20 protein-coding genes are annotated in these 23857 nt (G+C 70.9%); 13 read left to right on the forward strand and 7 right to left on the reverse strand.

The features are described from left to right. Positions 1–56: 56 nt before the first annotated feature. Entirely contained in the window at positions 57–1307 is a 1251-nt protein-coding gene (locus tag ACZ7LU_RS06150; RefSeq protein WP_471915845.1) for a cytochrome P450, read from the forward strand. Positions 1308–1372: 65 nt separating this feature from the next. On the opposite strand, the gene ACZ7LU_RS06155 is transcribed toward ACZ7LU_RS06150, so the two are convergent. Both ACZ7LU_RS06155 and ACZ7LU_RS06160 read right to left on the reverse strand, forming a co-directional pair. Next, positions 1373–2176: an AfsR/SARP family transcriptional regulator gene (locus ACZ7LU_RS06155; RefSeq protein ID WP_398299073.1), complete on the reverse strand. Its 804-nt coding sequence runs from the start codon at positions 2174–2176 to the stop codon at positions 1373–1375. Then, complete coding sequence (locus ACZ7LU_RS06160; protein ID WP_468085818.1) at positions 2173–2952, reverse strand: thioesterase II family protein; 780 nt, start codon at positions 2950–2952, stop codon at positions 2173–2175. The genes ACZ7LU_RS06155 and ACZ7LU_RS06160 overlap by 4 nt, the downstream gene beginning before the upstream one ends. Positions 2953–3615: 663 nt before the next feature. On the opposite strand from ACZ7LU_RS06160, the gene ACZ7LU_RS06165 reads away from it, so the two are divergent. After that, a complete protein-coding gene (locus tag ACZ7LU_RS06165) occupies positions 3616–4989 on the forward strand; it encodes a phenylacetate--CoA ligase family protein (protein WP_398299069.1) in 1374 nt (457 codons plus the stop codon). A 40-nt stretch (positions 4990–5029) separates the two neighbouring features. On the opposite strand, the gene ACZ7LU_RS06170 is transcribed toward ACZ7LU_RS06165, so the two are convergent. Beyond that, complete coding sequence (locus tag ACZ7LU_RS06170; RefSeq protein ID WP_471915846.1) at positions 5030–6022, reverse strand: esterase/lipase family protein; 993 nt, start codon at positions 6020–6022, stop codon at positions 5030–5032. A 278-nt stretch (positions 6023–6300) separates the two neighbouring features. Here ACZ7LU_RS06170 and ACZ7LU_RS06175 point away from each other — a divergent pair, with 278 nt between their 5' ends. After that, positions 6301–6522, forward strand: a complete 222-nt coding sequence (locus ACZ7LU_RS06175; RefSeq protein WP_468303143.1) for a hypothetical protein — start codon at positions 6301–6303, stop codon at positions 6520–6522. Positions 6523–6545: 23 nt separating this feature from the next. Here ACZ7LU_RS06175 and ACZ7LU_RS06180 read toward each other — a convergent pair whose 3' ends face one another. Both ACZ7LU_RS06180 and ACZ7LU_RS06185 read right to left on the reverse strand, forming a co-directional pair. Continuing rightward, a complete protein-coding gene (locus tag ACZ7LU_RS06180) occupies positions 6546–7472 on the reverse strand; it encodes a cation diffusion facilitator family transporter (RefSeq protein ID WP_471915847.1) in 927 nt (308 codons plus the stop codon). 56 nt (positions 7473–7528) lie between these two features. Then, on the reverse strand, positions 7529–8620 hold the full coding sequence (locus ACZ7LU_RS06185; protein ID WP_468303149.1) for a mechanosensitive ion channel family protein: 1092 nt from the start codon (positions 8618–8620) through the stop codon (positions 7529–7531). Positions 8621–8947: 327 nt separating this feature from the next. On the opposite strand from ACZ7LU_RS06185, the gene ACZ7LU_RS06190 reads away from it, so the two are divergent. The 8 genes from ACZ7LU_RS06190 (at position 8948) to ACZ7LU_RS06225 (ending at position 18715) form a co-directional block, all read left to right on the forward strand. Then, positions 8948–10039 (forward strand): amidinotransferase, encoded by a 1092-nt coding sequence (locus tag ACZ7LU_RS06190; RefSeq protein WP_468085810.1) that lies wholly within the window; start codon positions 8948–8950, stop codon positions 10037–10039. A gap of 123 nt (positions 10040–10162) precedes the next feature. After that, positions 10163–11296: an ROK family protein gene (locus ACZ7LU_RS06195; RefSeq protein WP_471915848.1), complete on the forward strand. Its 1134-nt coding sequence runs from the start codon at positions 10163–10165 to the stop codon at positions 11294–11296. A gap of 67 nt (positions 11297–11363) precedes the next feature. Further along, a complete protein-coding gene (locus ACZ7LU_RS06200; RefSeq protein ID WP_471915849.1) occupies positions 11364–12620 on the forward strand; it encodes an ABC transporter substrate-binding protein in 1257 nt (418 codons plus the stop codon). Continuing rightward, complete coding sequence (locus ACZ7LU_RS06205; protein WP_468303157.1) at positions 12617–13564, forward strand: carbohydrate ABC transporter permease; 948 nt, start codon at positions 12617–12619, stop codon at positions 13562–13564. Before ACZ7LU_RS06200 ends, ACZ7LU_RS06205 begins: the two co-directional genes overlap by 4 nt. Further along, positions 13557–14393 (forward strand): carbohydrate ABC transporter permease, encoded by an 837-nt coding sequence (locus ACZ7LU_RS06210; protein WP_468712199.1) that lies wholly within the window; start codon positions 13557–13559, stop codon positions 14391–14393. Before ACZ7LU_RS06205 ends, ACZ7LU_RS06210 begins: the two co-directional genes overlap by 8 nt. Positions 14394–14445: 52 nt before the next feature. Further along, entirely contained in the window at positions 14446–15489 is a 1044-nt protein-coding gene (locus ACZ7LU_RS06215) for a Gfo/Idh/MocA family protein (protein ID WP_471915850.1), read from the forward strand. Then, positions 15486–16508, forward strand: coding sequence for a Gfo/Idh/MocA family protein (locus tag ACZ7LU_RS06220; RefSeq protein WP_471915851.1), 1023 nt, complete (start codon positions 15486–15488; stop codon positions 16506–16508). The genes ACZ7LU_RS06215 and ACZ7LU_RS06220 overlap by 4 nt, the downstream gene beginning before the upstream one ends. Before the next feature lie 53 nt (positions 16509–16561). Beyond that, positions 16562–18715, forward strand: a complete 2154-nt coding sequence (locus ACZ7LU_RS06225; RefSeq protein WP_471915852.1) for a hypothetical protein — start codon at positions 16562–16564, stop codon at positions 18713–18715. Here ACZ7LU_RS06225 and ACZ7LU_RS06230 read toward each other — a convergent pair. Beyond that, complete coding sequence (locus ACZ7LU_RS06230; RefSeq protein ID WP_398299044.1) at positions 18703–19086, reverse strand: SH3 domain-containing protein; 384 nt, start codon at positions 19084–19086, stop codon at positions 18703–18705. The two genes, ACZ7LU_RS06225 and ACZ7LU_RS06230, sit on opposite strands and share 13 nt — an antisense overlap. A 288-nt stretch (positions 19087–19374) precedes the next feature. On the opposite strand from ACZ7LU_RS06230, the gene ACZ7LU_RS06235 reads away from it, so the two are divergent. Next, positions 19375–20364 (forward strand): helix-turn-helix domain-containing protein, encoded by a 990-nt coding sequence (locus tag ACZ7LU_RS06235; protein ID WP_471915853.1) that lies wholly within the window; start codon positions 19375–19377, stop codon positions 20362–20364. 23 nt (positions 20365–20387) lie between these two features. Here the strand turns inward: ACZ7LU_RS06235 and ACZ7LU_RS06240 are convergent, their stop codons facing one another. Then, complete coding sequence (locus ACZ7LU_RS06240) at positions 20388–22154, reverse strand: translation initiation factor 2 (protein WP_471915854.1); 1767 nt, start codon at positions 22152–22154, stop codon at positions 20388–20390. 225 nt (positions 22155–22379) lie between these two features. Between ACZ7LU_RS06240 and ACZ7LU_RS06245 the strand changes: the two genes are divergently transcribed. After that, positions 22380–23738, forward strand: coding sequence for a radical SAM protein (locus ACZ7LU_RS06245; protein WP_398299038.1), 1359 nt, complete (start codon positions 22380–22382; stop codon positions 23736–23738). Positions 23739–23857: the final 119 nt, after the last annotated feature.

Raw genomic sequence — 23857 nt, forward strand, 5'->3', positions numbered from 1 at the left:
GCCCGTGCGGTCGGTGGGCCTGACCGTCGGGTCCGGACAACGCGAAGCGAGGCATCGTGCCCATCACGGATAGCAAGCCGGCCGCCACATTCCCCGACCTGGTCGACCCGTCGTTCTGGGCGCGGCCGCACGCGGAACGCGTGGCGCTGTTCGAGGAGATGCGCGGGCTGCCGCGGCCGGCGTTCATCCGGCAGGACATGCCCGGCGTGCCCTGGACGTTCGGCTACCACGCGCTGGTCAAGTACGCGGACATCGTGGAGGTGAGCCGCCGCCCGCAGGACTTCTCCTCGAACGGCGCGACCACCATCATCGGTCTGCCGCCCGAGCTGGACGAGTACTACGGCTCGATGATCAACATGGACAACCCGGAACACTCGCGGCTGCGGCGCATCGTCTCGCGTTCCTTCGGCCGCAACATGATCCCCGAGTTCGAGGCCGTGGCGACCCGCACCGCCCGCCGCATCATCGACGAGCTCGTCGCGCGGGGGCCCGGCGACTTCATCAGGCCCGTCGCCGCGGAGATGCCCATCGCCGTGCTCAGCGACATGATGGGCATCCCTGCGGAGGACCACGACTTCCTCTTCGACCGGTCCAACACGATCGTGGGCCCCCTCGACCCGGACTACGTGCCGGACCGGGCGGACTCCGAACGCGCGGTGATCGAGGCGTCACGCGAACTCGGCGACTACATCGCGGGCCTTCGCGCGGAACGGCTCGCCGCCCCCGGCAACGACCTCATCACCAAGCTCGTGCAAGTCCAGGCGGACGGCGAGCAGTTGACGCGGCAGGAACTCGTCTCCTTCTTCATCCTGCTCGTCATCGCCGGGATGGAGACCACCCGCAACGCCATCTCGCACGCGCTGGTACTGCTGACCGAGCATCCCGAGCAGAAGCAGCTGCTGCTCTCGGACTTCGACACGCACGCGCCGAACGCGGTCGAGGAGATCCTCAGGGTCTCCACGCCCATCAACTGGATGCGGCGCGTAGCCACCCGCGACTGCGACATGAACGGCCACAGGTTCCGCAGGGGCGACCGGATCTTCCTGTTCTACTGGTCGGGCAACCGGGACGAAGCCGTCTTCCCTGACCCGTACCGGTTCGACATCACGCGCGGGACGAACGCGCACGTCACGTTCGGCGCGGTGGGCCCGCACGTCTGCCTCGGGGCCCACCTCGCCCGTATGGAGATCACCGTCCTGTACCGGGAGCTGCTCGCGGCGCTGCCCCAGATCCATGCCGTGGGGCAGCCCCGCAGGCTGGACTCCAGCTTCATCGAAGGGATCAAGCACCTGCACTGCGCCTTCTGAGCACATACGCTTCCCTCTGCGCATGTGCGCCTCACGACGCTCCGATCAGCGACTGCCGACGACTGTCAGCGACCGGACAGGGCCAAGGGCGGTGGGGACATCAGGTGCATGTCACCCGCGAGTATGGCCCGCTGCAGCTCCTGGAGCGGGCGCCCGGGTTCGAGCCCCAGCTCGTCGTTGAGCGTCTTGCGCACCGACTGGTACACCTTCAGCGCGTCCGCCTGCCGCTCGGAGCGGTAGAGCGCCAGCATCAGCTGGCGGTAGAACGCCTCGCACATCGGGTTCTCCGCGGTGAGGGCGTACAGCATGCCCACGGCCTCGCGGTGCCGGCCGAGCTGGAGCTGGCACTCGACGAGCATCTCCTGACACTCCAGGCGGATCTCGGTCAGCCAGGTCGAGAAGCCGTCGATGATCGGGCCGTTGGTGCCGGGACCGTTCCCGCCCTGCCCGAGGATCGGGCCGCGCCACAGCGCGAGTGCCTGCCCGAAACAGGAGGCCGCCTCGTCGAACCGCTTCTCCCTGAGCAACGACCGCCCCACGTCGACCAGTTCGGGGAAAATCTGGGCATCGATCTGGTCGTCGTCCCGCTTGTGCAGGACGTACCCCGGTGCCCTGGTCTCGACGGGGTTGCCCGCCGAACCGGGCACCTTGAGGAACTTGCGGAGCTGGGAGATGTACACGTGCAGTCCCGCCGTGGCGCGCCGCGGCAGGTCCTCGCCCCAGATCTCCCGCATCAGCTGCTCCAGAGAGACCACCCGGTCGGCGCGGATGAGGAGCACGGTGAGGACGATCTCCACCTTCTGGGCGTTGATGGTGGCGTAGTCGTTTCCGTCCTTGATGCGGAGCGGGCCCAGCATTTCGTATCTCACCGAGCGTTCCCCCTTGCTGTCGCACGCTGCTGCGCACTGTCGGCCAGCGCCTTGGAGATGACTTCCGTGACGCCCTGCTGGTGCGTGTTCAGATAGAAGTGGCCCCCGGCGAAGACCTTGAGGTCGAAGGGGCCTTCCGTGTGCTGCTGCCAGGCCTCGACCTCGTCCAGCGGCGCCTGCGGGTCCCGGTCGCCCACCAGGGCGGTGATGGGGCAGGACAGCGGCGGCGACGGGTTCCACCGGTACAGCTCGACCGCCCGGTAGTCGTTGCGGACGACCGGGATGATCTCCGCGAGCAGTTCCTCGTCGTCCAGGAACCGCGGGTCCGTGCCACCGGCCCGCCGCAGCTCGGCGGCCAGCTCGGTGTCGTCGAGGAGGTGTACGGTGCCGCGCCGGAAGCGGGACGGCGCGCGGCGTCCCGAGACGAACAGCCGGCAGGGCTGCTTCCCCGTGCGCTCGCGGAGCCGCTGGGCGACTTCGTAGGCGAGGACGGCGCCCATGCTGTGGCCGAAGAACGCCAACGGGCGGTCGTCGAACGGGCCGAGCGCATCGGTGATGAGGTCGGCGAGCTCCCCGATGTCGTCCAGGAGCCGCTCTCTGCGACGGTCCTGTCGCCCGGGGTACTGCACCGCGAGGACCTCGGTGTCGGTCGGGAGAGTGGGGGATTGCGCAAGGGGGTGGTAGTAGGAGGCCGAGCCGCCCGCGTGGGGGAAGCAGACCAGGCGAACGAGGGCTTCCGGTCGGGGCCGGAAGCGACGTATCCAAGGGTCCGACATATCGGGTGGGGGGAAGGCAGACAAGATCTTTCCCTTCGCCAGGAACGCTGACAACGGTGTGTCGCCACAACACATAGCCGCTCCTGATCATGCGCAGCTCAAAGTTTAAACGGCAACGTCGCTAACGGGGGAACAGGGCGGAATCAGACATTCCCCATCCTTTATTCCGCGATTCTTACGTGATCGAATCCCGGCGGCCAAGATGGAGTAAATTTCAATATGAATGCTTAACGCCGCACAGCTTGTACGGCGGGCCGCCTGGGCGGTGACTGGCCCCCCTGCCAGCCGTGATGACCCGACGAGGCCTCCGGGAGCCGTCCCCCCGCCCACTGTCGCCGAGGTCTTTGCGGGATTATTACGTTGCATTGGTTTGCTTCGCGGCCCCGGCCGTTGGCCTGCGCTAGCTGTCAGCCTTCCGTCATGGGTGGTAAAAGATCGCCTTTCCCCTCTGGGGTGCCGGTCGAGCCGGCCTCGACCGCGATTGTGGCTTGTTGTTTTCTTGTGGCGCCGCGTGTGAAACAGCGGCAGTTGGCCACTCGCTCTGACAGGGTCCGGGGACGGGGTTGTCACCTTTTGGGGTGACTGGCCTCGTTCAAGGCGTCCTGGCCCGTGGTGCATCCGCGATCGTCGTGCCATGGGTGAAGTGGGAAGGAGCACAGAACGATGAGCGAGAGCATGGCGTGGCTGACGCGGGACGTCCGCAAGGCCCGCAAGGAGGGCAGTGCGGGGACCGCGCGGCGCCGAGCCGACCGGCTGGCGGACCTGGTCGCCCACGCCCGCTCGGCGTCGCCGTACTACCGAGAGCTCTACCACGGCCTGCCCGAGCGGATCGAGGACCCGACACTGCTGCCGGTCACGGACAAGAAGCAGCTGATGGACCACTTCGACGACTGGCCGACGGACCGCGACATCACCTTCGAGAAGGTCCGCGCGTTCACCGACGACCCCGAGCTGATCGGGCGGCGCTTCCTCGGCCGCTATCTGGTGGCCACCACGTCGGGCACCAGCGGCAGGCGCGGCCTGTTCGTGCTCGACGACCGGTACATGAACGTGTCCTCCGCCGTCTCCTCCCGGGTGCTCGCCTCCTGGCTCGGCCCCCTCGGCATCGCCCGGGCCGTCGTCCACGGCGGCCGCTTCGCCCAACTCGTCGCCACCGAGGGACATTACGTCGGCTTCGCCGGATACTCCCGCCTGCGCCAGGACGGCGGAGCGCGCAGCAAGCTCGTCCGCGCCTTCTCCGTGCACGAGCCGATGTCACGCCTGGTCGCCGAACTCAACGAATATCGCCCTGCGTTCGTCATCGGCTACGCCAGTACGATCATGCTGCTCACCGCCGAACAGGAAGCGGGCCGGCTGCACATCGACCCGGTGCTGGTCGAGCCCGCGGGCGAGACGATGACCGAGAGCGACACCGACCGCATCGCTGCGGCCTTCGGCGCCAAGGTGCGCACGATGTACAGCGCGACCGAGTGCACCTACCTCAGCCACGGCTGCGCCGAGGGCTGGTACCACGTCAACGACGACTGGGCCGTGCTCGAACCGGTCGACGCCGACCACCGGCCCACCCCGCCGGGGGAGTTCTCGCACACCACCCTGATCAGCAACCTCGCCAACCGCGTCCAGCCGTTCCTCCGCTACGACCTGGGCGACAGCGTCATGCTCCGCCCCGACCCCTGCCCCTGCGGCACCCCCTCGCCCGCGATCCGGGTCCAGGGCAGGTCGGGCGACATCCTCACCTTCCCCTCGGGCCGGGGCGACGACGTCAGCCTCGCCCCGCTCGCCTTCAGCAGCCTCTTCGACCGCATGCCCGGAGTCGAGCTCTTCCAGATCGAGCAGACCGCGCCGTCGACCCTGCGCGTCCGCGTGGTCCAGGCGCCCGGCGCCGACGCGGACCACGTGTGGCAGCGGGCCCACGACGGGCTGACCCACCTCCTCGCCGACAACAAGCTCGACAACGTAACCGTCGAACGGGGCGAGGAGCCGCCGCGGCAGGCGTCCGGCGGCAAGTACCGGACGATCATCCCGCTCGCCGCCTGAACACTACTCGCCGACTATCCGCGCGCCGCCTGAGCTGCTCTCACCGCGCGTACGGGCGCAGCGGAGGCTCCTCGTCGACCCACGGCTGGCTGTGGATCAGCAGCTCGATCGGGAAGTTCAGCAGGCCGGGCAGGGCGTCGACGGCCTCCTGGCTGTTGAGCGGCATGACCGGCTTGGCGCAGTGCGCGCGGTCGATGCGGCTCGTGTCGGCGGGACCGGGGTGTTCGATCGCATCGGCGACCAGGTCGTAGCTGACCTGGTCGACGACCATGGCGATGTGGGTCGGCCACGGCCGACCGGGGCAGATGTCCTGGACGCCGATGCGGTGGGCGCCCGGCAGCGACGGCGCCTCCCCGTCGGCCACCACGGACTCGTCGGCGTACGAATGGATCGTGGTGTACGACGGTCCTGCGGGCATGGGCGTGCCGTCGGCGCCGAGCGCCTTCGACCAGTTCGAGTCGCGGGCGAACTGCAGGACCGACGCCGGGCAGCCCGCGACCTCGGCGATCGGGCGGCAGGGTGAGGCCAGCCGGGTCCCCTGGAACGGGGAGCCGAGGGTCACCATGTCGTCGACCTTCCCCGGCAGGTCCGGCCAGAAGCGCAGGGCCCACGCCGTGAGGAGGCCGCCCTGGCTGTGCCCGACGAGATCGACCTTCCGGCCGGTGGCCTCATGGATCGCGCGGGTCGCGTACACCACGTACTCGACGGACTCCTGCATGTCACGGAGCCCACGACCGGGAGAATCCACCCAACAGGACTGGTAGCCCTTCTTCTTCAACTCGGCCATGTAGTTCCAGGCGTAGTTCTCCTCGCCCTTGAGGCCGGTCCCGGGCACGAAGAGGACGGTCGGCTTGTCACCGGCCTCACGCAGGTCCCCCAGCTCCGTCCCGCAGTGCAGCGCCTTGGCGAGCTCGGCCGCCGGTATCTCCAATGGGGGAGAGGAATCGTCCGCCGCCGAAGCGGCGGAGACCGGAAGGACGGTGGCGGCCAGCACGGCCGCCACGAGTCCGCCGAGCCATGAGGACAAGCGCACGGTGACCTCCACAGGAACCTTCACGAGTGAGCGGAAGCTCCCTCCGGAGGGAGCACCTCATCGTGCGGCGGCGCCACAGTAGCCGTCAACTGCCCCACGGAGCCAAGTAGTTGACAGTTTGCCGGGCTCGGCCGGCGAGGCTCCCGGGCCCCGCGTCCCGCGCCGTGCGCGAGGGGTCCGTGACCTGGGCGGACGGTCCGGTTGGACATCCCGGGGGAGCCTCTGGCATGGTCGCCCGTCCGTCCCCCTCAAGAACCGAAGGGAGCGTCACGATCACGATGATCGAAGTCAGCACGCGCAGCATGAAGGAAGCGGCTGCCGCCGAGCAGCTCCGCGCGGAGACCACGACACTGGACATTCCAAAGGGTTTCGACCTGTGGACGGCCGACGAGATCGCGGAGTGGCTCGACGGCGTCGAGGACGACCCGGCAGTCTCCGACGCCGACTTCTACGCGGCCCAGCAGGCGGTGCGACGGGTCCTCGGCACCGAGGGCGCCTGACCCGCCGGCGGCCCTGTGCGGCCCTACGTGTGCAGCGCCCCGTCCTCCTCCACATGCCCCTCCGGCTCCAGCTGGATCGTCGAGTGGGCCACGTCGAAGTGACCCCCGACACACCGCTGAAGGCGCCCCAGGAGCTCCCCGTACCCGCTCGCGAGAGCCGCCTCCGTGACCACCACGTGCGCGGTGAGCACCGGCATCCCCGAGGTGACCGTCCAGCCGTGCAGATCGTGCACGGCGACCACGCCCCGCTCATCCAGCAGGTGCCGGCGCACCTCGCCGAGGTCGACGTCCTGCGGGGTCGCCTCCAGCAGGACGTGCAAGGAGTCCCGCAGCAGGCCGTACGCGCGCGGCACGATCAGCAGGCCGATGACGATCGACGCGACCGGGTCGGCGGCCTGCCACCCCGTGAGCAGGATGACCAGGCCGCCCACGATCACCGCGACCGAGCCGAGCGCGTCGCCCAGCACCTCCAGGTACGCGCCCCGCAGATTGAGGCTCTTCTCCTTGGCGTCCCGCAGCAGCCACAGGCCCACCAGATTGCCGGCGAGCCCGCCCAGCGCGACCACGAACATCAGGCCGCCCTTCACCTCCACCGGCTCGCTGAACCGGCCGATCGCCGACCACAGGACCCAGGCGAAGATGACGACCAGGAGCAGCGCGTTCAGGACCGCGGAGAAGATCTCCACGCGGTAGAACCCGAAGGTGCGCCGCGGCGTCGGCGCCCGCTGGGCGAGGGTGATGGCGCCGAGGGCCAGCGAGACGCCGACCGCGTCGGTCAGGCTGTGCGCGGCGTCGGCGAGCAGCGCGAGGCTGCCGGACAGGAGCGCGCCGACCACCTGGATGACGGTGATCGAGCCGCTGATGCCGATGGTCCACAGCAGGCGCTTGCGGTACGTGCCGCTGAGAGTGCCGCCCGCCGCCCCGGCGGACGGACCGTGGTCGTGCCCCATGCCCGCGAGTGGACCACGGCGGCGCGGCACCCGCCACCGAGCGGCCGCCGGTCGGCTCAGTGCAGCCGGGCCTGGGTGGAGGTGTCGCGCTGGTGCGGGATGCCGAGCGGCGGCGGCAGCTCGCCCTGCTGCACCCTGACCGTGCGTACGGGGGCGGGGACCCGGATGCCCTCGGCGCGGTACCGCTGGTGCAGGCGCTTGATGAACTCGTGCTTGATGCGGTACTGGTCGCTGAACTCGCCGACGCCGAGGATCACCGTGAAGCTGATCCGCGAGTCGCCGAAGGTGTGGAAGCGGATCGCCGCCTCGTGGTCGGGGACCGCGCCGGTGATCTCGGCCATCACCTCGTCCACCACCTCGGTCGTGACCTTCTCGACCTGCTCCAGGTCGCTGTCGTAGCTGACCCCGACCTGAACCATGATCGACAGTTCCTGCTCGGGGCGGCTGTAGTTGGTCATGTTGGTGCCGGCGAGCTTCGCGTTGGGGATGATGACGAGGTTGTTGGAGAGCTGGCGGACCGTGGTGTTGCGCCAGTTGATGTCGACGACGTAGCCCTCCTCCCCGCTGCTGAGCTGGATGTAGTCGCCGGGCTGCACGGTCTTCGCGGCGAGGATGTGCACGCCCGCGAAGAGGTTGGCGAGCGTGTCCTGCAGCGCGAGGGCGACCGCGAGACCTCCCACGCCGAGCGCGGTGAGCAGCGGCGCGATGGAGATGCCGAGGGTCTGCAGGACGATGAGGAAGCCCATCGCGAGCACCACGACGCGGGTGATGTTCACGAAGATGGTGGCCGATCCGGCCACTCCGGAGCGGGACTGCGCCACGGCCTTCACCAGGCCGGTGACGATCCGGGCCGCCGTGAGCGTGGCGGCGAGGATGAGCAGCGCGGTCAGCGTCATGGTTACGTTGCGTCCGGTGCGCGGCGTGAGCGGCAGCGCGCCCGCCGCGGCGGCGAGCCCGGCGGTGATGGCCGCGCAGGGCACGAGGGTGCGCAGCGCGTCGACGATGACGTCGTCGCCGCTCCACCGGGTCTTGCTCGCCCGTTCGCCGAGCCACCTCAGAAGTGCGCGGAGCAGCAGCCCGGCGACGACGCCGGCGACGACCGCGATACCGGCCACGATCCAGTCGTGCAGTGTGAGGGCACGGGTCATCAGTTCGCTCCCGTCGTACGGGGGGAGTGCGCCTGTGAGGGGCGTATGTGATGTGACGTCACCTTGTGATACCTGCTCGATTCCGGGGAGTGCGGTCACGCCGGGACGAGAGCTCGGTTCCGGCGCGGACGTCATCCTGCCCCATCCGCCCACGGCAGGCGTGCATACCCCCACCTGGATCTTCACAGACCGGCCACGTCTGTCCATGCGCCGATGAGCGCGCTGCCCGTGGTAAAGCATTGAGTCAGGCGATTTGGCCACTCGGCACTCGGCGGACCGGTCGAGCCGGTCGATCTACGTGAGCGGAGGCGGTTGAGCATGGCGCCCATGTGCAGACCCGGAATGTCACCCGTCAATTCGCACAACGAGTGGGATCCGCTGGAGGAGATCATCGTCGGGCGGCTGGAGGGCGCGACCATTCCCTCCAGCCATCCGGTCGTGGCGTGCAACATCCCGACCTGGGCGGCACGGCTGCAGGGTCTCGCCGCCGGGTTCGAGTATCCGCAGCGGCTGATCGAGCCGGCGCAGCAGGAGCTCGACCAGTTCATCGCTCTCCTGGAATCCCTCGACGTCACGGTGAGACGGCCGGCGGCCGTCGACCACAAGCACCGCTTCGGGACCCCCGACTGGCAGTCGCGCGGCTTCTGCAACTCCTGTCCGCGGGACAGCATGCTCGTCGTCGGCGACGAGATCATCGAGACCCCGATGGCGTGGCCGTGCCGCTATTTCGAGACGCACTCGTACCGCGAACTCCTCAAGGACTACTTCCGGCGCGGCGCGCGCTGGACGGCGGCACCGCGACCCCAGCTCACCGAGGCGCTGTACGAGAAGGACTTCCGCCCTCCCGAGGAGGGCGAACCGATGCGCTACATCCTCACCGAGTTCGAGCCGGTATTCGACGCGGCGGATTTCGTGCGGGCGGGCCGCGACCTGTTCGTGACGCGGAGCAACGTCACCAACCTGCTGGGCATCGAGTGGCTGCGCCGTCACCTCGGGCCGGAGTACCGCGTCCACGAGATCGAGAGCCGCTGCCGGGTACCCATGCACATCGACACCACGTTCGTCCTGCTCGCGCCCGGCAAGGTCCTCGTCAATCCCGAGTACGTCGACGTCGACCGCCTGCCCGACGTGCTGGACTCGTGGGACGTCCTGATCGCCCCGGAGCCCGACCCCATCGACGAGCGTCTGCTCAAGATGACCTCGATGTGCGGCAAGTGGCTCAGCATGAACGTGCTGATGATCGACGAGAAACGGGTCATCGCGGAGCGGCACCACACGGGAATGCTGCGGGCCCTCGAATCGTGGGGGTTCGAGCCGATCCCGTGCGACCTGCTCCACTACGCGCCCTTCGGCGGCTCGTTCCACTGCGCGACGCTCGACGTCCGGCGCCGCGGCACCCTCGAGACGTACTTCGACTGACCGTCGCCGGAGGGGTTCCCCCACCGCGACGGTTATGCAAGTCTCCTCCCTAATTCCGCGGGCCGGTGGACATCACAGCCCGTCAAGTGGGCTGCCGCCGCGCGGATACGGGGTGAAGCACTGATGCGGAACAGGGCTCGTGGGCACGACCTGAACGCGCTGCGGCGGCTCAACACCACCGTCGTGCTGCGCGCCCTGCACCACCGCAGCCCGCGGACCCTCGCCGAGCTCGCAGCGAGCACCGGCCTCTCCCGGCCCACCGTGGAGGCCGCCGTCGAGGAACTGTCCGAGCGCGGCCTCGTCGGCGAGTCCACCGAGGAGTCGGCCGAGCGCACGCCGGGCCGGCCCGCACGCCGCTTCCGCTTCCGCACCGAGGCCGGCCATGTGCTCGGCGCCGACATAGGCCTGCACAAAATGGTGCTGCTCCTCGCCGACCTCGGCGGCACCGTGCTGGCCGCCCACCGCCGCGACATCGACCCGGAGCTCGGCGGCGGCGCCCGCCTCGACCTGCTGCGGCACGGCACGGAAGCCTTCCTCGACGCCCACGCCCCGCGCCGCGCCGCCGTGCTCGCCCGCTGCGTGGGCGTGCCGGGAGTGGTGGACACGGGCGGCGTCCTGAACTCCGTGGTGGTGCCCGAGTGGTCCGGTGTCGACATCGGGCGGCTGCTCCAGGACGGGCGGCCGGCCCACACCCTCGTCGAGAACGACGTGAACCTCGCGGTGCTCGCCGAGCGCTGGCAGGGTGCCGCCACCCTCGCCGGCGACGTCGTCTGCGTACTCACCGGGCACCGCGTCTCGTGCAGCCTCACCATCGGCGGCCGGCTGCACCGGGGCAGACGCGGCGGCGCGGGCGAACTGGGCATGCTGCCGCTGCTCGGCATGAGCACCGCGCAGGAAGCCCTGAAGTGGCCGGGTGCGCGGCGCGCCGGGGAGTCCGAAGTGACCGCCCTGGCCCGCGCGGCGGACGCCGGAGACCCGCGCGCCCGGGCCGCCGTCGCGGACTTCGCCGACCGCATCGCCCCGGGCATCGCCGCCCTCGCCCTCGCCGTCGACCCGGAACTGATCGTGCTGACGGGCGGGGCGACACCCGTCGGCCGACACCTCGTGCCGCTCCTCGAAGAGCGGCTGCGCCCCATGACACTGCACGTCCCGCGCATCGCGCTGAGCTCGCTCGGCGAGCGGGGCGTGGCCATCGGCGCCGTACGCAAGGCGCTCGACCTGGTGGAGGAGGACCTGCTCGCGGACAAGGCGCCGTAGCGGCGGGCCCGCCACGCGCGGGGGAGCCGTGGGGCGTCCGACGACTCATCGGGAGGCGAAGGCGCACATGCGCAGAAGGACTCTGCTCGGCGGGGCGCTGGCCGCCCCCTTGCTCGCCGCCTGCTCCGGAGGGAGCGACGGCACGGACAGCGGTGGCAGGACCACGCTCTCGTACGGGATGTGGGATCCGGCGCAGGCGCCGGGCATGGAGAAGATCATCGCCGCGTTCGAGAAGCGCAACCCGCGCATCTCCGTGCGGATCCAGCTGACGCCCTGGGCGAGCTACTGGACCACTCTCAAGACGTCCATGCGCGGCGGCACCGCCCCCGACGTCTTCTGGATGAACGCCGTCAACTTCCAGCTGTACGCGTCCAACGGCGTCCTCGAACCGCTCTCCGGGCACATCGAGGCCGACGCCACTCCCGTGGACCGCCACCCGGAAGCCCTGGTGAAGCTCTACGCCTACCGCGGCACGCAGTACGGCCTGCCCAAGGACTTCGACACCATCGGCCTCTGGTACAACAAGCAGCTGTTCGACAAGAAGGGCATCAAGTACCCGGACTCCACCTGGACCTGGGACGACGTGCGCGACGCGGCGGCCGAACTCACCGATCCCAGCCGGGGCGTGCACGGCTTCGCCGCCGAGATGCACCGGCAGATCAAGATCTACCCGGCGGTTGTCGGCGCCGACGGCTTCATCCTGCGGGACGGCCGCTCCGGCTTCGGCGACGAACGCACCATCGAGGGCCTGCGCTTCCTGACCGACATGATCGACCGGGGCTGGTCACCGCCGCAGAGCGCCATGACCGAGTCCGTCGGGCGTGTGCGCTACTGGTCGGAGAAGGTCGCCATGAACTACGACCTCTCCGCGATGGCCGGGCAGATGTACGCCGTACCCGCGATCAAGGACCACGGCGGCATCACTGTCCTGCCCAAGGGACGCCGCAGGGCCACCATCATCCACGGCCTGGCGAACGTCATCTCCGCCAAGAGCGACAAGAAGGCGGCCGCCTGGAAATTCGTGCACTTCATGGCGGGCCGCGAGGCGGCCGAGATCCAGGCACAGGCGGGCGTCACCATCTCCTCGTACGAGGGCACGCAGGACGCCTGGCTCAAGTCGATGCCCGAATTCGACCTCAAGCACTTCATCGAGATGCAGAAGTACGCGGTGCCCTATCCGAGCTCCGAGAACACCGCCGTCTGGGAAAACCTGCAATACCCGCTGCTCGGCGCCGCTTTCAGCGGCAAGGGCGGCATCGAGAGCGCAGCCCGCACCCTGGGCGAGCAGATGGACCGGGCCCTGAAGGAGGAACGCGCCTCATGAGTGTCTTTCCCGCCACGGCGGCCGCGAAGTCGGCCGGGCGCGGCCGGGCGTCCGCGTCCGGCGCCCGGCCCGGGGCCCGCAACCAGCGCTCCGCCTACTGGTTCATCGCGCCGCTCGGCCTCGGCTTCGCCGTCTTCTACTTCTGGCCGCTGCTTCAGACCTTCTACTACAGCTTCACCGAATTCGGCGCGTTCGGCGGCCACACCTTCATCGGCACCGACAACTACGTCCGCGTCGTCAAGGACGTCACCGTCTGGCAGGCCCTCGGCAACACCCTGATCTACAGCGCCATCGGGCTGATGGCGCTGCCGGTCGCCATCGTCGTCGCGTCCCTCCTCAACCGGCGCGGGCTGCGCGGCGTCGCCCTCTACCGCGCCCTGTACTTCGTACCGTTCGTGACACTGCCCGTCGCCGTCGGGCTCGTCTGGAACTGGCTCTACAACGGCGACTTCGGCCTCATCAACGAAGTCCTTGGCTGGGTCGGCGTCGACGGCCGCTACTGGGTGTCCGACCCCTCCACCGCCGTCTACGCGATCGGCACGGTGATCGTCTGGTCGACCACCGGCTACTACCTGGTCATCTTCATGGCGGGCATCAAAGGAATTCCCCGTGACTATTACGAAGCCGCGGAACTCGACGGGGCCGGGGCGCTGCGCCGCTTCTTCACCATCACGCTCCCGCTGCTCAGCCCGACCATCTTCTTCGCCTCCGTCATCTGCATGATCAATTCCCTGCAGACCTTCGACCTGATCTACATCATGATGGGCGAGTCGAATCCCGCGATCGGCGATACGCAGTCGATCGTCGGCCTCTTCTACAAATGGGCCTTCGTCGAGAACGCCCAGGGCGCCGCAGCCGCACTCGCCTTCCTGCTGATGCTGGTCATCGCGGCCCTGACGTACCTCCAATTCCGGATCCAGAAGAGGTGGGTGCACTATGCCTGAGCGCCGAAGGCGCATCGACGCCGGATCCGTCGCCACCCACGCCGTGCTCTCCCTCGGCGCACTGGTCATGGTCTTCCCGTTCCTGTGGCAGCTGCTCACCGCGCTCAAGACCCTCGCGGAGACCTCACGGGTGCCGCCCACCTTCCTGCCCGACAACTGGAACTGGGCCGGCTTCGAAGAGGTCTTCACCGCGCTGCCGTTCCGCGAAATGCTGACCAACAGCCTGATCAACACCGTCGGGCGCACCCTCGGCCAGCTCGTGTTCTGCTCCCTCGCCGCCTACGCCTTCGCGCGCATGCAATTCCGCGGCCGCAACGTCCTGTTCGCGCTCTTCCTGTCCGTCCTGATGGTCCCTAGCTCCCTGCTCGTCCTGCCGCAGTACGACATCATCCAGTCGCTCGGCCTGCTCAACTCCGCGCCCGCGCTCTTCCTGCCCGGCATGTTCAGCGCGTTCGGCACCTTCATGCTCCGCCAGTTCTTCCTGACGCTCCCCAAGGAGCTGGAGGAAGCCGCCCGCATCGACGGCGCGGGGTCCTTCCGCATCTTCTGGTCGATCATGCTGCCGCTGATCCGGCCCGCGCTCGCCGCGCTCGCCGTCATCACCGCCATGTGGTCCTGGAACGACCTGCTGTGGCCCCTGATCGTCAACACCGACCCGGAGAAGATGCCGATCAGCGCGGGCCTCACCTCCCTGGAGGGCCAGTACGAGACCAACTACCCGGTCATGATGGCCGGTTCGCTCGTCGCGAGCCTGCCCATGCTGCTCGTCTACGTCTTCCTCCAGCGGCACTTCGTGCAGAGCGTCGCCCTCTCCGGCTCCAAGAACTGACCGGGCCCGGCCCCGTCACCCGTCCCCCCCCACGGAAAGGCAGCCCCTCTCTATGCCACCGCTTCACATAGGCCTGCTCGGCGCCGGCGGCATCGCGCGCGCCCACCTGCCCGGCTGGCTGGCGCTCGGCGCCCGGGTGAGCGTGTACACCGTCGACGGCTCCGCGGAGAAACTCGCGGCGGAGTACGCCGAGCGCGGACACGACGTCCGGGCGGTCGACACCCTGGACGCCCTCCTCACGGACGCGTACGCCGTCGACGTCTGCACCCCCACCCCCACCCACAAGGAACTCGTCCTCGCGGCCGTCGCCGCGAGGCGGCACGTCGTCTGCGAGAAGCCGCTCGCCCTCACCGCCCACGACGCCGAGGAGCTCGCCGCCGCGGCCGCCTCGGCAGGCGTACGGCTGCATCCCGCCCACGTGGTCCGCTACTTCCCGGCGTACGCCGCCCTGCACAGGGCCGTCGCCCGCGGCGACCTCGGCGCCCTCGCCGTGCTGCGCTTCACGCGCGGCGGGGCCAGGCCCCAGTGGGCGCCGTGGTTCGGCGACCCGGCCCAGTCCGGCGGCGTCATCATGGACCTGATGGTGCACGACATCGACATCGCGCGCTGGCTCGCGGGCGACGTCGTCCGCGTCCACGCCAGGACCCGCGGCGTCGAGCACGCCACCGGCGCCCCGCCCGAAGTCGTCACCGCGACCGCCGTCCTCACCCACGCGTCGGGCGCCGTCAGCCACATCAGCGGACTGTGGGGCCAGCCCGACCAGCCGTTCCGCACCACGTTCCGCGTCGCGGGCGCCGACGGCCTGCTGCACCACGACTCGACCGCCGTGCCCGGCTTCCGGATCACCGCACAAGGAGTGCGCGCCGCCAACGAGGGCATCCCGTCCAGCCCCATGACCGAGAGCCCCTTCCTCACCGAACTCCGCGAGTTCGCCGCGTCCTGGCACGACGGCGGGCCCGAACCACGCGTGAGCACGCGCGACGGCGTCGAAGCGGTGCGGATAGCCGAGGCCGCGGCGGAATCCAGCCGCACCGGCGAAGTCGTCGAGCTGCCCGCACCCACACACTCCGACCGGACCGAGGAGGCAGCGCGATGAAGGTCGCCGTCCTGTCGTTCGCCCACGTCCACGCGGCGGGCTACCTGCGGCTCCTGAACCGTATGCCCGGCATCGAGGTCCTGGGCAGCGACCCCGACACGGACCTCGCGGCACCCGGCGAGGTACGGGGCCGCGCGCTCGCCGACCAACTCGGCGTCGCGTACGCGGGCACGTACGAGGAAGCCTTCGCCCAGCACCCGGACGCGGTGATCGTCTGCTCCGAGAACGCCCGGCACCGCCCGCTCGTGGAACGCGCCGCCGCGCACGGCGTGCCCGTCCTCTGCGAGAAGCCGCTGGCCGCCACGGTCGAGGACGGCGAAGCGATGGTCGCCGCCTGCCGCGCCGCGGGAGTACGGCTCGCGGTCGCCTACCCCGTGCGGTTCAGCCCGGCGTACGCCGCCGTGAAGGCCACCGTCGACGCGGGCGACGCCGGACGGGTCCTCGCGGTGTCCGGCGCGAACAACGGCGCCATGCCGACCCGCGACCGCCGCTGGTTCGCCGAGCCCGAACTCTCCGGCGGCGGCGCCCTCATGGACCACACCGTGCACATCGCCGACCTGCTCGACGACCTCTTCGGACAGGCCAGGCCCGTCGAGGTGTACGCGCAGACCAACAACCTCCTGTACGCCGACGAGGTCGCCGCCGAGACCGGCGGCCTGGTCAGCGTCACCTACTCCAACGGCGCCGTCGCCACCATCGACTGCAGCTGGTCCCACCCCCGCTCCCACCACTCCTGGGGCGGCCTGGAACTCATCGTCGTCGGCGAACGCGCCACCCTGGAGATGGACGCCTTCGACCAGAAGGTGCACGGCTTCAGCGAACGCGAAGGACGCGGCACGGAACTGCCGTTCGGCGTCGACCTGGACGAACTGATGCTGCGCGCCTTTCTCTACGGGCCGGGGGACGGCGGCATGACCGTCGCGGACGGCGAGGGCGGCCTGCGCACACTGCGCATCGTCGAGGCGGGCTACGCGTCGGCCCGCAGCGGAGTCCCGGTCGCGCTGGGCCGGGACCAATAGACGCGTACGTCCTTCGGACACGTACGCCCCTACCGCCACCTACAGTTGACGCCGTGGACGAGCGGACGCGGAACAGTGTGAGCGGGCAGGCGCAGGTCGGGACGGCCGTCCAGACGGGCCCGGTAGAGGTGCTGAATGTGTACGGCGCCCCGGGCGCGCCCGAGGACTCCCTCCTGCCGCATCAGATGCCCCCGGACGTCCGGCACTTCGAGGACCGCGACGATCAGCGTTCGCGCGTGCTCGACATCGCCGCCCGCCCCCGGGCGGCCGGGCGCCCGCTGGTCGTCTCGGTCACCGGGGTGCACGGCGTCGGCAAGACCGCGCTCGCCGTGCACCTCGCCCACCGCCTCGCCGACGAGCACGCCTACGTCGTGCGCTACGTCGACCTCGACGACCACCGGCCCGACGGCGGCGCCGACCTGGCCGACGTCATGGGCGAACTGCTGCGCTCCTTCAAGGTCACCGACCTCCTCGAAGGGGCACCGGCGCGGCGCCGCAAGCAGTACTGGGAGCAGACCGGCAAGCGGCGCCTCGTCCTGGTCCTGGACAACGCCCGCTCCGGCACCGAGATCACCCAGCTCCTCCCGTCGTCGGCGGAGAGCGTCGTCGTCGCCACCAGCCGTCAGACGCTCTACGACGTCGAGGGCGGCGTCGACCTGGAACTCCCCGTCGGCCCGCTCGAAGAACCGCACGCCGCACGGCTGCTGCGCCGCATCGTCGACGACCCGCGCCTCGCCACCGACCCCGCGTCGGCCGCCGAACTCACCCGGATCTGCGGCGGCCTGCCCGCCGCCCTCCACGTGGCCGCCGAATGGCTGCGCAAGCACCGCACCCGAAGGCTCGCACGCCTCACCGCGCAGCTCGCCGCCGAACTCGACGTGAAGGGGGTGCCCACGGTGGAGGCCGTGTGGGACGCCGCGTACCAGGACCTCACGCCGGGCGCCGGCACGCTCTACCGGCTGCTCGTCGAGCACCCCGGCCCCTGGATCGACCCCGAGGCGGTCACCGCGCTGCTCGGCAGGGGAGAGGACGCGGCCGAGGACGCCCTGGACGAGCTGGTCCGGGCGAGCCTCCTGGCCCGGGAGCGGGACGGACGGCTGCGCCTGCACGACCTGCTGCGCGCCCACGCCGCACGCCGGGCGGAGCGGGAACGCCGCGCCGGGGGCGGCGCCGAGGCGGCGGAGGGACGGCGGCGCGTCATCCGCTGGTACCTCCGCCAGGCCCAGCGCGCCGACGCGCTGCGCGCGGGCCCGCGCATGACCTTCGCCGAGCCGGTCCCGCCCCTCCCGGACGCGCCGGACACCCCCGACACGGAGTTCGGGATCACCGCCGACGACAGCGAGAAGCAGCGGAAGGCGAAGGCACTGCACTGGCTGGAGGCCCAGCGGCTCGCGCTCCACGACTGCGTACGCGTCGCCCACGCGCACGGACTCGACACGGAGGCCTGGGCGCTCTGCGAACCCCTGTGGACCCACTACATGGACCACCCCCGCCTCACCCAGGTCATTGACACCTTCACCAAGGGACGCGACGCCGCGCTGCGCGCCGGAGGCCCGCTCACCGCACTGATCCGCATGCGCTGCCAGCTGGCGCGCCCGCTGTGGGAGCGGGGACGCTTCGACGACGCGGCGACGGAACTCCGCCTCGCGTCGGCGGCCGCCGAGACGCTGGGAGACAGCACCCGGGAGAGGAAACTGCGCGCCTCGGTCATCGAGTTCCGCGGGCTGCTCAGCTCCGCCCGGGGCGACTGGGCGGCAGCGGCGACGGACTTCGAGGCGTCCGGGCGCATCCACACGGAGATCGGCAACGCCTACGGCGCCATGCTCCAGACGTACCTCCTCGGCAAGGCCCTCACCGAGCTCGGCGAACTCGACCGCGCGGCAGGCCTGTTGACGGCCGCGCACACCCAGGCCGAGGACCTCGGCCGGGCCCGCCTGACCGCCCGTACAGGTTTCGCGCTCGCCCGGGTGCTGCGGCGCGTCGGACGACCCGCCGAGGCGATGGCGCTCTACGACGAGTCGCTCCGGGAGGCCCGCCTCAGCAAGTCCCCCCGCGAGGAGCTGCGGGCCCTGGAGGCCTTGGCCGACCTGGCCGCGGAGACCGGCGATGAGACCGCCGCCACGGAGTTCCGCACCGCGGCGCGCGCGGTGCGGGAGCGGGGCGGCGGCCTGGACGACGTCGGTGAGGCCTCAGCTCAGCACGGGTAGGTGCTGCCACCGTTCGTCAGGTTTCCGTCGTACACCCAGCCCTCGGCTCCGGTCGAACGGACCGTCAGATAGGTCCACGTGTTTCCGGACTCGTTCGTCGTGTAGCAGTGGTAGTTGACCGCTGTGCTGTGGACGGGATTGCTGCCGCACGTGTTGTGGGGACCGCTGCGGCGCAGCGTCTGGGTGCTGACCGTCTCCCCGCCGCCGGGGTCGATGTCGCGGTGGGAGTGGGAGGAACAGCTCTGGACTCCGCTGGGGGTCCAGCTGGGCGGTTCCCCGCCGGCGGGAGCCGCCTGCGCGGTGGTGACCGAACCGCCGGCCAGCAGGGCGGCACCCGCCGAGAGTCCGACGAACCAGGTGCGAGTACGCATGATGCTCCTTGGAGATCGATGGGCCGGACGATGACAATGACTTGATGAAACCTGCCGACCGGCAGCGGTGGTGCGTAAGTTGGCCGCCTGCCTGTGCACAGGCGTCGAAGGGGGCGGCAGCATGGCGGTCGGAACCGGTCGGGGCAGACGCTGCCCGTTGCTCACCGCGCCGACAAGGCCGAACGGCGTTCGAGCCTGTTCGGAACGGTGCTCATCGTGTTCCGTACACGTCCGAACACGAGTGCGCCGCCCGATGGCGAGGGCTCTCGGTCGGCCCAGGGCGATGCCGTGACGAGCCGGGACGAGGGTGTCCAGGCCGGGCAGCCGGCCGAAGCGCCGCAGCCGGGCAAGGTCAGCACCGCGACCGAGTTCGCGGCGGCACTCCGCGTGATGCGGACGTGGTCCGGACTGACCTACCGCCAGCTCGAGAGCAAGGCCGCCGCGCGCGGCGACACCCTGCCCGCCAGCACGATCGCGACCACCCTCGGGCGCGTCACCCTGCCCCGGGAACGGTTCGTCGAGGCCTTCACCCGCGCGTGCGGCCTCGGTGACGAGGAAGTACGCCAGTGGTTGGCGGTCCGCCGGCGCCTCGCCACCGACGGGGCCGCACCGACCGGCGACACCGAGGGCGGCGACGACCGGACCGCCGCACCCGCCCCGGGGCGCGCCCCGCGGTGGCACGCGGCTGCCGCTCTGGCCGCCGCCGCGGGCTTCGGGGTCGCCGGCACCCTCGGCGTCGGCAACCTCGTCGACGCCTCGGAGCCGACGGCCGTGTCGGTCGCGATGCCGGTGACCGGGGTGCGCATCCCGGCCGTGGGCAGTTGGGCACGCATCCACCCCGCCCGGACGCCGGAGTTCTGCGTGACGGAGGGCAAGGACCGCACCGGCGCCTACCGAACCGCTGTCGCCGCCCAGCAACCCTGCGGGAAGGCGGTCCAGCCCCGCGTGTTCCTCGAACCTCTGCGCAAGGACGTCGTGCAGATCCAGTGGCACCACCCGAAGTACGGCATCGGCTGCCTGACGGTCCTGCGGAAGGGGCCGGGCCGCGACCTGCTCGAACCGCGCGACGACTGCTCCGACGAAGACCGGGCCCAGCAGTTCCGCATCAGCCCCCTCGGCCCGGCCGCCGCGGCGCACTTCCGCCTGCACCCCGTCCTCACCGACCGGTGTCTGAGCCTGCGCGACCAGGACACCGAAGCCGGTGCGGAGATCGTCCAGGGCCGCTGCTCCGGCGCCCCCGACCAGGAGTTCCTGATCGAACTGATCTCGCCTCCGTGAGGCACTTCCCCGGGAGCGGGGCCCTAGATCTCCTGCTGCGCCTCCGCAGGGGTGGCGGGGGTCAGCGTCGCGTGGTGGGTGCGGTCCGCGATGAGGCAGGGGATCGACACCGGGGCGGTGGGCGTCCCGGGGTGGTCCACGAGCCACGCGTGGACGCCGGAGAGCACCGCAGCCGGGTCCGCGCGGATGACGCGGCCGTCCGGCTCCCGGTGCGGTTCGACGCGGACGGAGAGGAGCGCGCCACCGGTCCGGCGCAGCACGCAGTGCGAGGCGCTCAGGGCGACGGCGGCCGTGCGCGGGCCGCCGTACTCGTCGAGCGCGTGCCGCGTCCAGCCGTCGACGGTCCAGGTCTCGCCCCGCACCGGGTAGCCGGCAGCGTGCCCGGCGCGGCGGAACAGGAGCCCCGCGCTCTGCAGCTGGGTGTCCGACGCCCTGCCGTCCTCGGCCGCCAGGTGATGGGCGGGCGTGTCGGAGCGCGCGGGCCGTCGTTCGATGTGCAGGTGCGGGCCTCGCCGGTCGATCTGTACGGCGAAGGCCGCGAGGGAGCGGGCGGGGGGTGCGGGGTCCGGCAGGACGCGGGGCTCGGCGGGCGCGTCGGGCGGCGTCAGGCCGAGGACGCGGTACAGCTCCTCGCGCAGCCGGCGTACGGCATGGCCGCGCTCGGCGAACGCCTGCCCGGCCGCCGCGGCCGGAACGCCGGGTCTGTGCGCCGCGACGGCGCGCTCCAGATCGGCCGCGGTCGGCCGGGCCAGCGAATTCAACACCGGTACGCGGGCGAGGAGTTCGGCCATCGGGGTGCCCGGTATCAGCTCGCCGCCGCCGTCCCCCGCGGCGATCACGGGAACGTCGCGGGCCGCCGCCGCGTACAGCGCCGCCGAGCCGTGGTCGGTGACCACCGTGTCGGCGGCGACGAGCAGCGCGGCCCACTCCTCGTGGGGCCGGGCCAGGACCATGCCCGCGTCCAGGGCGGGCGCGAGAGCCTGGGCGAGGTCGAACCCGCCGGTCCTGCTGTGTTCGTTGGGGTGCAGGACGAGCCCCAGCTGGTACGTGTCGTGGGGGAGCTCGGCGGCCAGCCGGGCCGGGAGCCCGGGGTGGCGCCGGATCAGGGAGTGCGGCCCCCACGTGGAGGTGAGGACGACGAGCCGCCGGCCGTGGGTGCGCAGCGCGGCCCGGTAGCGCTCGCGCAGCGGGAGGGAGGCGAGGACCCGGTCGAGCGTGGGATCGCCGGTCACCGTGGCGCGTGCCGCGGCGGGCGGGCACTCGGTGGCGAGGCGGGCGACCTGGGAGGGGTGGGCCAGGGCGTGGAGGCGGGCCAGGGGCCGGCCGCCCCGCATCAGGAGCGCCGGGGCCATACCGGACGCGGAATCGGCGGGGCCGTCCGATTCCGATTCCTTCTTCTCCCCGAGGGCCTTGTTGTAGCCCGCGCCGTGCGGCAGGAGGACGCGCGGGCCGCGGAGCTCGGCGAGTCCGCCCTTGGGACTGGCGGCCAGGATCAGGTCGTGGGGGCGGGTGACGGCCTCGGCCCACGGAATGGTGCGGCCGCCCGCCCGCTCGACGGCCGCGAGGGCGTCGGCGTCGAAGTCGGAGCCGGGGACGAGGGTGAAGCGGCGGCGGATGCGGTCGTCACCGGCGAACACGGGGAGCACGTCGAGGAGCCGGTGCAGGGCGGTCGCCGACCGAACGGCGAAGAGCACGTGCTTCTCGGCACGGGAGGCACCCGCCACGGGACCCGCTGCCCGCTGCCCGCTGCCCGCTGCCCGCTGCCCGCTGCCCGCTTCGGGAGTATTCATCCTAGTCTGCGGCGAGATGGCGTGGGGCCCGTTTCCGCACTTCGGGGCGGGTATGTGAGGGTCGGCGGGCGGCATGCCGGAGATCGTACCCGGATCGCCCGGCCGGGCCCGCAGGATAGACCTGCGGCGGATGCGTCCTGCGACCGGAGTCGGATCCGGAACGGATCGGCAGGGTATTAGCGTGGACGGAACAGATCGATCGACAGGATCCGAGGTGCCCTGCCCATGGCAAGCCGCAGCGAGAGCCGTACCCAGCTCATCGAGTCACTCATGGAGCGGTTCCCGCACGTCCCGCGGGAAGCCGTGATCAAGGAGGATCTGCTGCGTGGCGGCATCGCCTTCGACGAGTCGGCGCTCAGCGACAACGAAGGGGGTGACGTCAAGCCGAAGTCGTACTTCATCTTCTCCTTCGACCACGGCACGCTCCCCGAGCTGGGCGCCGCCGCCCTGCGCCGCCCGCCGGAGGAGATCGTCCTCACCGGCGGCCCGTACGAGCTGCGCCGCACCGTCGTCTCGGTCCGCGTGAACCCGGCGTCGCCGTACCGCGTGGCCGCCGACGACAACGGCGTGCTCGGCCTCTACCTGGACGGCGTGCGGATCTCCGACGTCGGCCTGCCCCCGATGCCGGACTACTACCGGCACACGCTGGAGAACGGCAAGTCGGTGATGGAGGTGGCGCCCACCATCCAGTGGGGCTACCTCATCTATCTGACGGTCTTCCGGGTCTGCCAGTACTTCGGCGCCAAGGAGGAGTGCCAGTACTGCGACATCAACCACAACTGGCGCCAGCAGAAGGCGGCGGGGCGCCCGTACACGGGCGTGAAGCCGATGGACGAGGTCCTCGAAGCCCTCGCCATCATCGACAAGTACGACACGAACAAGTCGTCCACCGCGTACACGCTCACCGGGGGCGCCATCACCACGCAGCTCCAGGGCAAGGACGAGGCCGATTTCTACGGGCAGTACGCGAAGGCCATCGAGGAGCGCTTCCCGGGCCGCTGGATCGGCAAGGTCGTCGCCCAGGCCCTGCCCAAGGCGGACGTGCAGCGCTTCCACGACTACGGCGTGCGGATCTACCACCCCAACTACGAGGTGTGGGACCCGTACCTCTTCGAGCGCTACTGCCCCGGCAAGGAGCGCTACGTCGGCCGTGACGAGTGGCACCGCCGCATCCTGGACTCCGCGGAGGTCTTCGGGCCGCGCAACGTGATCCCGAACTTCGTGGCGGGCGTGGAGATGGCGGAGCCCTTCGGCTTCAAGACCGTCGACGAGGCCATCGACTCGACCGTCGAGGGGCTGCAGTACTTCATGTCGCGCGGCATCACGCCCCGCTTCACCACCTGGTGCCCGGAGCCGACGACCCCGCTCGGCAAGGCGAACCCGCAGGGCGCCCCGCTGGAGTACCACGTGCGGCTCCTGGAGGCCTACCGCGCCACCATGGAGGCCAACGGCCTCTCGTCCCCGCCCGGCTACGGCCCGGCAGGCCCCGGCAACGCGGTCTTCTCGGTCAGCTCCTTCATGGACAGCCTGCCCGCGGAGAAGGCGGCCCCGGAGGACGCCGTGATCCCGGCGGAGGCCCAGTAGCCCCGCAGGGCAGTATCGACGGCGCCCCTCGGCCCCGACGAAGATCACCGCTTCGTAGGATGACGGCGTGATCCGGACGCGGGCGACCCCCGCGTCCGGGCGGCGCGACAGTCAGCCAC

The organism is Streptomyces sp. NPDC039462, from assembly GCF_055639375.1.